Source organism: uncultured Marinobacter sp. (genome assembly GCF_963974375.1).
Lineage (GTDB): Bacteria > Pseudomonadota > Gammaproteobacteria > Pseudomonadales > Oleiphilaceae > Marinobacter.
This window is the reverse complement of record NZ_CAXBDN010000132.1, coordinates 1-11,438: the sequence shown is the minus strand read 5'-3', so window position 1 is coordinate 11,438 and position 11,438 is coordinate 1. Positions and strand designations below refer to the sequence as shown.

The 11,438-nt window shown below is 55.2% G+C and carries 8 protein-coding genes; 1 reads left to right on the top strand and 7 read right to left on the bottom strand.

Features of this window, described 5'->3' with window-relative positions:
• Positions 1–148 precede the first annotated feature (148 nt).
• From AAC035_RS12160 to AAC035_RS12145, 4 genes are all read right to left on the bottom strand, one after another.
• Positions 149–2,212, bottom strand: a complete 2,064-nt coding sequence (locus AAC035_RS12160; protein WP_339804490.1) for a PQQ-dependent dehydrogenase, methanol/ethanol family — start codon at positions 2,210–2,212, stop codon at positions 149–151.
• A gap of 77 nt (positions 2,213–2,289) precedes the next feature.
• Positions 2,290–3,774: an aldehyde dehydrogenase family protein gene (locus AAC035_RS12155; protein ID WP_339804488.1), complete on the bottom strand. Its 1,485-nt coding sequence runs from the start codon at positions 3,772–3,774 to the stop codon at positions 2,290–2,292.
• Between the two features lie 470 nt (positions 3,775–4,244).
• On the bottom strand, positions 4,245–5,873 hold the full coding sequence (locus AAC035_RS12150; RefSeq protein ID WP_339804486.1) for an NAD(P)/FAD-dependent oxidoreductase: 1,629 nt from the start codon (positions 5,871–5,873) through the stop codon (positions 4,245–4,247).
• A gap of 4 nt (positions 5,874–5,877) precedes the next feature.
• A complete protein-coding gene (locus tag AAC035_RS12145; protein ID WP_339804485.1) occupies positions 5,878–6,822 on the bottom strand; it encodes an alpha/beta hydrolase in 945 nt (314 codons plus the stop codon).
• 417 nt (positions 6,823–7,239) lie between these two features.
• Between AAC035_RS12145 and AAC035_RS12140 the strand changes: the two genes are divergently transcribed.
• On the top strand, positions 7,240–9,177 hold the full coding sequence (locus tag AAC035_RS12140) for a sigma-54-dependent Fis family transcriptional regulator (protein ID WP_339804482.1): 1,938 nt from the start codon (positions 7,240–7,242) through the stop codon (positions 9,175–9,177).
• 125 nt (positions 9,178–9,302) lie between these two features.
• On the opposite strand, the gene AAC035_RS12135 is transcribed toward AAC035_RS12140, so the two are convergent.
• The 3 genes from AAC035_RS12135 to AAC035_RS12125 form a co-directional block, all read right to left on the bottom strand.
• On the bottom strand, positions 9,303–9,686 hold the full coding sequence (locus AAC035_RS12135) for an antitoxin Xre-like helix-turn-helix domain-containing protein (RefSeq protein WP_339804480.1): 384 nt from the start codon (positions 9,684–9,686) through the stop codon (positions 9,303–9,305).
• 57 nt (positions 9,687–9,743) lie between these two features.
• Positions 9,744–10,454, bottom strand: a complete 711-nt coding sequence (locus AAC035_RS12130; protein ID WP_339804477.1) for a hypothetical protein — start codon at positions 10,452–10,454, stop codon at positions 9,744–9,746.
• Between the two features lie 136 nt (positions 10,455–10,590).
• The coding region (locus AAC035_RS12125; RefSeq protein ID WP_339804475.1) for a HipA domain-containing protein at positions 10,591–11,438 on the bottom strand (848 nt) is incomplete at its 5' end.

Below are 11,438 nucleotides of genomic sequence, written 5' to 3'. Positions count from 1 at the left end.
CATGGCTGTGAAGTGTCGCAGTCACCATAGAACCGATAGCGAACCAGAGCTTGATCTGTTTGGAACTGGTCATTGTTGTTGTAATACCTGATCCGGGTTATAGATACCCCTGCCGCTGGCAGCAGCAGGGGGTCGTACCAGAAATGCCTTACTCCGTTGGCCGTATGGCGTCAGCTGTACTCATAATAAAGGCTCTGATTTTTTCAACGTCATCCTGCTTGAGACGCTCACCAAAGTTAGGCATACCCTGATGGGCCAATGCGCCCTGCAGAACAAAGAGTTCCAGGTTCTCGATTGTGGACGCGTCCGAATAACCAAGGTTCGGTAAGACCCCACCACGATCAACGCCAGGTACACCATGGCAGAAGGCACAGTTAGTGACGTAGATCCCCAGCCCCTCCTCAGCCTTGCCAGCGTCATACTCAACTCCTGAAACGAGTGACGTACGCTGATACTCAGAGTACTCCGGATACTCTGCCTTGCCCTCCAGCGAATAGGTATACACCGTGCCTGGAATGACGCGTTCACTTCCCCTCTGGATCAGACCGTAGACACCCCCCCAACCGACAGCGATGGAAACGAACTGACGACCGTCCACTTCATAGGTCACCGGTGACGCGATAATGCCGGTCCCGACGGACGACTGCCAAAGGTGCTCCCCTGTTGCGGCGTTAAACGCCATGAAGCGCGCATCGGCAGTACCCTGGAACACAAGGTTGCCGGCGGTTGCAAGGGTGCCTCCATTCCAGGGAGAAACATGCTCGAAGCGCCAGGCTTCTTCCTGCTTGATCGGGTCCCAGGCGAGCAAGCGACCGAAAGGCATCGCTGTTGGTGGTACAGGATTCACGTACATCCCTGTGTTCCAGCCAGTTCCGGCCTGCGGAGTCCCAGGCGTGGTATCACCGTACGACCAGTCTGGAATTTTCTGCATGCTGGCCGGTATGTGCTGAGCCGGGATGTAGGCAAGCCGCGTTTCCGGGCTGTAGGACATGGCCTGCCAGTTATGAGCGCCATAAGGTCCCGGAATGGCATCAAACGGTTCATCCTTTGAAAGAGCCTCCGGGTTTATAATGGGACGGCCATTCTCGTCGTAACCAGACGCCCAGTTAACGTCCACGAAGTTCTCGGCGGACAAGTATTGGCCTGTCACACGGTCTACAACGTAGAAAAACCCGTTCTTGGGGGCGTGAATAAGAACCTTGCGCTGCTCTCCCTGATAGGGCAGATCGACGAGGATGATGTCCTGAGTGGATGTGTAGTCCCAGTTGTCCCCCGGTGTCTGCTGATAGTGCCAGACGTACTCACCGGTATCTGGACGAAGGGCAACAACAGAACCAAGAAAGAGGTTATCGCCGCCTGCGGGACTCCGATGATGGAGCGACCAGGGCGAGCCGTTTCCGGTTCCGATGTACATCAGGTCCAGTTCCGGATCAAAAACCATGGAGTGCCAGACGGTGCCACCGCCACCCGCCTCCCAATATTTGCCACTGGGATCCCAGGTTTCGGCCGCCATTTCCATAGCCTCATTTTCAAAAGGCTCATCGGGGTTACCCGGAACCGTATACCAGCGCCAGGCCTCTTCACCGGTTTTCGCATCGTAGGCAGTGATGTAACCACGAACACCATATTCAGCGCCGCCGTTACCGATAATCACCTTGTCATTGAACACCTTTGGTGCCGCAGTAATCGTGTAAGGTCTGGTTCGGTCCACTATTGTGTCTACAACCCAGACTTCACTGCCATCATCGGCATTCAACGCAATCAACCTACCATCAAAAGATGCGACGTAGACCAGCCCGTCCTGAACGGCCACGCCTCGGTTAACAACATCACAACAGCCCTTCTCACCAAAGTCTCTAGGAACCTGCGGGTCATACACCCAAAGCTTCTCGCCGGTGCTTGCGTCAACCGCATGGACAATGCTCCACGGCGCCGTCACATACATGATTCCATCGATAACGATTGGGGTGGACTCTACCCCCCGGGTCGATCCCAGTTGATAGGACCACTCCAGCTTCAGGTTTCCGACGTTCTCCGTCGTTATCTGTGACAGCGGGCTGAACCGGCTCCCGTTATGGTCATAACCATGAATAGGCCAGTTCTGCCCGTTGTTGGCACCTGCGACATTCGTGTTCGCTGACACAGTAGAAAAACCTGAAATCAGCCCGATCGACAGGCCGACCAACACGGTTGTTCTGATTTTTGGTTTCATACGTGATCCTTTCTTATTTTTGTCAGATACAGGGGCAGACAGCCGGACAAGCACCGCCCGCTGCCCGAACCGGGCTGTCAGCACAGAATGACAACCGCTTTTTCTTCGGTGTAATGGTTTACAAGTGAATCGCTGAGCTCACGACCGATACCGGAGTGCTTGAAGCCACCAAAGGGCATACAAGCATCATTCAGGTGATGGCCATTCACCCAGACGGATCCCGCATCAATATTTGGTATCAGACGATTAACCGCAGAGAGGTTGTTGGAGAATATGCTCGCAGCAAGCCCATAGCAGTTGTCATTAGCAAGTTCCACCAGCTCTTCAAAAGTGCTGAACTTTTGTACAACAACCACAGGCCCAAAGATCTCTTCCTGAACGCAGCGGCTTTCTTGTGGAAGACCGGTAATCACGGTAGGTTCAACGTAGTAACCTGTATCAAGCCGCGTACCACCGCCGGTCACGATTCGTCCGCCGTCCTGCTTCGCCTGATCTATATAGCTCAGAACCCTTTTCTGCTGTTTAGCAGAGACCAGAGGCCCTATCATCGTCGCAGGGTCAATCCCCGGCCCCATCTGCAGGGAATCTGCAATCGCAGCCAGTTTTTCTACAAAGGCGTCATGGATAGACTCATGAACGTAAATTCGTGACCCCGCGGTACAAGCCTGCCCCTGGTTGAAAAAAATCCCTTGGGCCGCGCCGTTGGCCGCCAGATCAAGGTCGGCGTCCGGCAGAATCATTACGGGGGACTTGCCACCGAGTTCCAGCGTCACCCGGGTCATATTTTCGATGGCCGCTTTGCCGACCTCTTTACCGATCACTGTCGACCCGGTAAACGCCAACTTGTTGATACCGGGATGGCCAGCAAGAGCAGAGCCCGCCTCCGTCCCCAGACCGGGAACAACATTCAGAGTGCCTGCCGGGAAGCCAACCTCAGATACAATTTGTGCGAAGTACAATGCTGAAAGCGGGGTGTCCTCTGCAGGTTTCAGGACCACTGTGCACCCTGCGGCCAGTGCCGGGGCGACTTTCCAGATCGACATAAGCATGGGGAAATTCCAGGGTACGATCGCACCGACAACACCAACCGGTTCACGGCGCGTGTAAGCGACAATCTGTGCCTCATCGGGAACAGCCATCATCGACGGTGTTTTAGTTCGACCTTCAATTTTGGTCGCCCAGCCGGCGGTGTATCGAATGAAAGTCACAACGGCGGCAACATCAACATCCCGTGCAACCGTGAAAGGCTTTCCGTTATCGAGAGTCTCAAGCATGGCGAAGTCATCAGCTTTTGCTTCGATTGCATCCGCAAGGTCCAGCAGCAGTTTTTCTCTGATTGCCGGACGCGAATTGCGCCACATAGCAAAGGTTGAGCGGGCGGCCTTTACTGCCCGGTCAATATCTTTGCTGTCGCCCAGGGAGACGGAGCTGATCTTTTCCGTAGTTGCAGGATTGAAAACATCCAGCTTTACGCCCTTTTCAGGTGCCACCCACTCACCACCGATGAAGAGCTGGTGATCACGGTCAAGCCAGGCCTGGATGTGTTCAGGAATCTGAGTCATAGCATTACCTTTTTGCCGTTGTTGTCATTGTTAGCGCTCAGGCTATTAGAGCCTGCCAAGGTCTCTATCAAGAGTCATGCCAGCCAAAAACATTATGAAATATGCAGTTATATCAGTTGGTTAAATAATTAAGCACCAGTCCACTCAGCGTATCCCTGTGTCAGGTTGCGACAGGTGTTGCAAAATCAGACAGTGATTCTGACCTAAAACCAGGCATTCAGGCAGTTTCCAAAGCCTGCTCTACCAACCGGGACAGAGGTAAGTGTTAGGAGGCGTTGAGGCACGAATTCGGATACGTGCGAAGAGCAGCTCATCCGACCTTATCGCAGTCATAGAAATACACGCTGAGCCGCCATGGAGGCCGGCTTCATCCCAAACCATGTGGGCGGGAGAAGCCTTAAGGGGAAGGGGTTGACCTGGCCTGGGCACCCTGAATAGCGCCACCCACCAGACCAATCCCTAACCACAAACTAGCCAAACTCAAAGCCGTGGTAATTAGCCACTCGAATACCTGCGATTATCTGGGCGTAGGTATCCACTCCCCCCATGAATGGCATGAAAACACGCTCCTTTCCAGGAATATTCGCCCCCATGTACCAGGAGTTTGCCTGAGGCATCAGCGTCATGTTGGCTAGGTCATTCGTGGTATGAACCCAGTTTTCCTCCGCGTCAGCGGCAGGCTCAATTCGAGTTTGGCCTGAAGCCGTCAGGTCTTTGAGGGTTTCACTGACCCAGTCAACATGATCCTCAATGGAGACCATCATGTTTGACAGCACGGAGGGACTTTGCGGGCCGGTAATCATAAACAGGTTCGGGAAACCATGACTCATCAAACCGAGATAAGTACGCGGACCATAGGCCCACTTTTCTTTCAGTGTCCCGAGGCCATTACTGATTTCAATACTGTTCAAGGCCCCGGTCATCGCATCAAAGCCCGTAGCAAGGATGATCACATCGACTTCAATTTTCCGACTACCAACAAGAATCCCACTTTCAGTAATTCGTTGAAGAGGCTCACTTTTCAGATCGACGAGATCGACGTTGTCCCGGTTGTAAGTTTCAAAATACCCGGTATCAACGCACATCCGCTTACTAGCGATGGGGTAACTCCTGGGGCATAAAAGCTCCGCAGTGTGTGGATCCTTTACTTTTTCCCGAATCTTTTCGCGGACATATTCCGCAACAAAATTGTTCGCTACAGGTTCAAGCAACACATCATCGAATCCAAAACTGAACCCCAGGCCGCCACGAGCCCAGCGCTCATCGAGCTCTTTACGTGCATCTTCGGGCGATACATCGGCAAGCATGCGGTCACCTGGTGGTTGATTAAATCCAACCGACGTCGCACGCCCGACCCTTCGGATTTCGTCATACTTTGCCTTAATCTCGGCGTCTCGTGCGTCAGAGATGAGCGTATTATGCGCTGGAACGGCGAACGTCGGTGTTCGCTGAAGCACGGTCAGGTGGCCAACCTGCGGAGCAATGGCGGTGATCGTCTGTATACCCGAGGAGCCCGTACCAATCACAGCAACCCGCTTACCAGACAGGTCGACACCCTCATGTGGGTAATTCGACGTCCAATACATCTGGCCTCTGAAGTATTCCATACCCTCAAATTTCGGCTCAGAGGGCTTCGACAGGCACCCGGTCGCTGCGATGACATATCGGGCAGTCACTGCTTTTCCATTAGGAGTTTCTACAGTCCATGTTCTTGCGCGCTCATCCCAGCCTAGCTTCTCCACTTTCGTCGAAAAGCTGATGTCCTTACGCAAGTCATACCGTTTACAGACATGGCGGGCATACTCGAGTAACTCCGGCTGAGGTGCATACCGCTCTTTCCAGCGCCATTCCTGCTGAAGGTCGTTGTCGAACGAGTAGGAGTACTCCATTGACTCGATATCGACTCGCGCACCCGGGTACCGATTCCAGTACCAGGTACCACCAACATCATTCCCGACCTCAAAGACATGCGCACGCAAACCAATCTGACGTAGTTTGTGCAGTTGATACATGCCGGCGAACCCCGCCCCGATAATCACCACGTCGTAGTCGGTTTTGCCAATCCCGGTACCCAAATCCCGTGTTGCTGATGTGGTCATGACCTTACCCCTTAGCCAGATTATCGATATGGGCGTTTATCCTCTCGCTGACGTAGGCAACGCCTGCATCAAAGCCGGGCAGAATGTTCGCCATCTGAAAAAAGGCGTGCATCTGACCTTCAGCCACACTGATCTCCACTTCAACGCCAGCATTTTTTAGCGCAGTCGCGTATTCCGCACCCTCATCATGCAATGGGTCGTGTTCGGCAAGATAAATTAACGCAGGAGGAAGCCCGGTTAAGTTCCGCGCCCGGAGCGGTGATGCATCCGGATGTGTACGGTCACCATCAGGCAGGTAGTGGTTCCAGAACCAAATCATGGTGTCGCGGTTCAGCAGCAGCTGATTTTCCGGTGCTACATAGGATTGCCGGTCAAAGTCACAGTCGGTAACCGGGTACACGAGAACCTGGTAATCAATCCGGGGACCACCCTGGTCTCGCGCCCGCAATGTCATCACGGCTGCAATATTGCCACCGGCACTGTCACCAGCCACAATCAGTGGTACTTCTTCACCTGCAATGCTCTTCTTATTCTCCGCAGCCCATTTCAATCCGGCAAAGCTATCCTCAATCGCGCTCGGAAATGGGTACTCCGGGGCTTTGCGGTAGTTCACAAGTACGACGGTCGACTGTGTCTTGACGCAAAGTTGACGAGCCAGGTTGTCGTACTGGAGGTCAATGTCTCCAATAACCCAACCGCCACCGTGAAAATAAACAATAACTGATTTCGGAACTCCTTCAGGTTTCATGACCCGCAGACGGATCTCACCACCATCAGTCGTCGCAAGCTTGAACGACTCAACGGCACCGACTTCTGGCCCTCTGCCACTCATGCCGGCTAACATCGGTCCGCTCATACGAGCGACAGCAGGTGTACTCTCGTGGATTGCCGGCGCTCCGGGTTTGGCGAGGGCTTCCAGAAACATCTGAGATGCTTGATCAAGAGCCATAACCGTCAACCTCCCCTGTACGAAAGCCACCACTGGACGGGACCTTATCAACGAGAATTCCAAAGACGTTCATTTGGTGAAGTTGTCGGTCGTGGCAGGCGCAGATGCCAGTCGTACCCGCCTGCTTGAGTCTGGCAAAGAATTCGGAGGTCCTATCCCACTGAAATCTCAGCGAATCAATATCGAAAGTCATAACGTACCCTTTTCACCCTTGTTGTCATTGTTGGTGTACCGGCCTCAACAGCCTGTCCTAATACATATCAAAACCCATGCCAGCAGTAGCAAAAACAGGGAAACCTTGGTCGTCATGCAGTTAGGGAAATCTTTGCTAGTATGAGACGGATATCGTCTGTGTCAGAGTGCGACAGGTGTTGCAAAGTCAGACAATAAGAACAAGACCTCTAGGGAGTACACGGCATGTTTCGGACGGTTCTTCGTACACCGGATGTGATCAAGCAGGCCTATCTGCAGGCCGAACGTGGCCATGTTTCTACAGATTTGTTGGACACCAGCATTGGCCAGTCCTGGCTCAGGTGCCTTGAATCCGGAATGCGCGTTGGCTCCGAGCCAGCCTTACCACAGATGGCCGGGCGGGAGCTGAAGCACGAGTTTGAGCGTAACGAGCGCTTCCTCAAGCTCTCATCACCGCTTGCAGAACGTCTGTCCAATAGTCTCAGCGACTGCCAGGTTATCCTCGCATCCCCCGACGCGACGATTCTCAAGCGGTTAGGCCCGGACCATGACTTTATGGTCAACGTGGCAATCGATCCCGGCACCCTAATGGCCGAGTCTCTCGCTGGCACGAACGCCCCCGGACTTTGCCTGATTGAACGTAAACCGGTGCTGGTGAACTCCTGTGAACACCTTCTCTACCCCGAGGTGACCGTCGGTTGTGTGGCGGCCCCGCTGTTCGACCTGCATGGCGACGTTCTGGGCCTCATTGACTTTACGTTTGCGGCCAATCACCCGAGGCCAGACCAGTTTCTCGACCACGCCAACTGGTTTTCTGCAGCTTTTGAGCATCAGCTGTTCCTAGACAGCTACCGTGATCACTGGATCCTGCAAGTTCAGGCTCTATCGTCCTGGTCTCAACAAGAACCATCTGGCCTGCTTGCTTTTAACCACGATGGTTCTCTGGTTGCAGCCAGCTCAAGCGCCCTTAAGACCTTTGTGACGACCGAAACCGGTCTGGTCGGTTGTCCTGTCGAATCAGTGTTTGGTGTGTCTTGGGGCGCCCTGGTCGACCATTGCCGAAAGCACCCCGGAGTACTCAGCCTGGAAGGGACCGGGCGCCAGATGATTGGCAGACTTTCGCCGCCGTCAAGTTGGCGGAATACAGCCCTGTACCCTATGCGAGGAGTCGTCAAATTATCGGCAACCGAGGAGCTAATTCGGGCATGGCCCGACGAGCTGGCCACCGAGGCCCGACGAGGATTGTCGGCGCTGAAAGCCGGAATGCCAGTGTTATTGCAAGGTGATACAGGAACGGGCAAAGAGCAGTTTGCCAAGGCTCTCCACATTGATGCGGGAAATAATGGCCCCTTTGTCGCTATCAATTGTGCAGCCCTCCCCGAAGGTGTCATAGAGGGCGAGCTTTTCGGATATCGGGACGGTGCGTTTACCGGCGCTCGCAAGGGCGGTTACAGCGGACGATTCCTGCAAGCTCAGGGCGGCACACTTTTGCTGGACGAGATTGGCGATATGCCCCTGGATCTGCAGGCCCGACTCCTTCGGGTCATACAGGAGCGAACAGTCACTCCACTCGGAGGGCACGAAGAGCTGCCGATTGATTGTCGGATTGTCGCAGCAAGCCTCCACGACCTGGAAGAACTCGTCAGCGCTGGACGTTTCCGGGAAGACCTTTACTTCAGGCTGGCAGCCGTGGTCGTGGAACTGCCCGCTCTCCATCAGCAAACAGACCTGGGGGAGTCTATCGAGCGCCTGTGGAATGAGATCTGTAGTCGCCACGACAGATCTACTCAATTAGAACGGGTGCTGCGGGATCAATTGGCAGCGTACCATTGGCCGGGTAACTGGCGTGAACTGGAAAACTGCCTGGAAGCGCTTTTGGTGGGAGCGGCGACCGATTCAAATCACGTGGGTCTGGCGGACCTTCCAATGCGCTGGCGCCGAAAACTCGAGCAGAGTGAGCAGACGGCTGTAGACACGGCCAAAGCATCAACGGCAAAAACCAACCAACCACGAAACCTCAGGGATATGGAGTGGGAGCACATGCAACAGGTCTTGCAAGCGTGCAATGGCAACTACTCTGCTGCTGCGAAATCACTTGGGGTTAGCCGATCGACATTGTATCGCCGCCTGAACAAAGTACCGGAAACGGACTCAGAAAAATAACAGGCGAGTACGCCCTCACGAGGCCAATCAGCTCATCGTGGATCAACGCCCTAAAGTATACCGGTGTAGTGTACTCGCCCTTTTACTCAGGGTCGTAAAGTCCCCCCAAAGCAAACGAGCAGCCCCTACACCTGCACTTTCCAGTCAAAATAACGACGGGTCAGCGCCAGTCCGTTTTCCGGATCCGCCAAGGCGAACGCCAGCGGCGACAGGCCAAGAAACGGCGCTTCTGGGCTTGGCTTGCGGATCCGTTCTGCGGCCCGGTCTTCAGTGGGGTAAAGAATGTCCAGTGCCCGGGCGATGCCCATGACATAGCTGATCCTCTGCAGCTGCTGCCCGGACATTGGATCAGGCTCGCCCCCCATCAACCGGTCGAACCCGGCCTGATCCAGCCCTAACAACTGTTTCTGCTCCGCTTCATTGCAGCCCCATTGGGCCATGATGTAGCGAAAACCTTTCAGCGCAACTCTGGTTCGGTCTTTGGTGGCTGGGGTGTCACGACTGTCCATCCTGCGCCTCATTCACTCTGTTCGTTGCGGGAGGTCCTCCCTGGTCGGGCTGCGGCCTCAGGCCCGTGCCCCGGACTTTTCCATAAACTCACTGATCTCACGCTCAAGGCGGGCATGCACGTCCAGCAGCTCATCCTGTTCGATGACCCGCTCTTTGAGCTGACGGCGGGATTTTTGCCGTTCGATCTCCGCCCGCTGTTCGGCGAAGACGTGGTGCAGCACGCTCACGGGGATACCCGCCTTCTCGTGTTCATTGAGATGGGTCCGCAGGCGTTTGAATTGCTCCGGCTGTGGTGGGTTACGACGTTTATGTTCGACGTCTTTGGCCCGAATGCCAAACACCTCCCCCCACAGATTGACTGCCCGTTCCCAGGCCTTGCTGAGCGGTTGCTCCTGGGAAACCACGACCCTCAGTGGCCTGCCCGGTGCCGCCACCTCCATGTAGCACTCATCATTTCCACCTTTGGTGATGGGCCCGATGCCCAGGGTCATACCCCGGAAGCCGACACCCCGGTACGGTTGGGTGTTGGGGTGCTCGGTGCGGATAACGTCCAAATACCCGATAGCCGCGGCCCGCATGGCCCAGCGGGCGTCGTAATACTCGGCACGGGTTTTCTGATACCGGTGCCACAATGCCTCGGGAATATCTTTGCCGGGTGGTCGCAGGCTGAAGTCCTTGCGGTAGTGTTTGCCCCGCAGGGTGGCGGTGACGCGCCAGCCAGAGAAGCCAAATGGCGACTGTTCTTCATTAGTAAACTGTATGGCCATTGAGCAATGAATGTCCTTCAGGAACTGTTTTCATGAAAACACAGCGCAAGCGGCCGCGATGGTAACCGAGCGGGCCTGTCGTTCGTCTGTATGGATCTGAACCCTGGCCACTCCACCCGTTATCAACCCACTGGCTTCACAACTCTAGGGACACCCCGATGGGCATGACCCGCGGATGTCTGACTACGGCATCCGGCAACGCCTTCCAGGCATCCGTGTTGGTCAGTTGGGTCAGGGCTGCAGCCTTGGATTTCAACCCGGACCGGACCCGCTCAGGGGATTGCGCAAAATACCGGATGATCCTGTTCCAGTCCGGGTTCCGCTCCTGTTGCCAGTCGGACGGCCAGGTGGTGCTCCAGGCAATGCCGTCTTCATCCATGACCATGGGCGAGACATCGTAGATCGGCGTCAGCGCCAGGCCGTGGAAGTTTCGATGGAACGAAGTGTTGCGACCGTGGTTGTCACTGTTGCCCAGCAACCGGTTGATGTGGTCCCGGATCAGATACTCGATGAGCATACCATCCGGATCACTGGCCAACGGCAGAATGGCCGTCAGCACATCCACGTGATTCAACCGGGCGCCGTTTCCGATCAGACCCATCACGTTGTACAGGGACTCCACCGGATACCGCTGTCCGCGGGGACCCCGGTCGAAGCGACGTACCCACAAGGCATCAGGTTGCCAGCGCACCTCCGGTACATCAAACCCCAGGGAGCCGAGGGCTTTCAGGTACAGGTACTCGGCGTAGAGAATGTCCACACGGTTGCGTGTGAACGGCTCCCGGGGCCATTTCACCAGCCAATAGTCAGAGATCGCGCACCCTTCGGGCTCATTGCCGTCCAGATAATAGAGCCCGTCACTGGTCTGATTGATCAGCAACTTGGGGTTCTCGCCACCGGCGCCAAGGCCTGCCCACAGGGGGTCGTCCTCGGGGCTCCACTCATGAGTGCTGAGCGCGTAGTGCAGCCACCCGTGATCGCCGA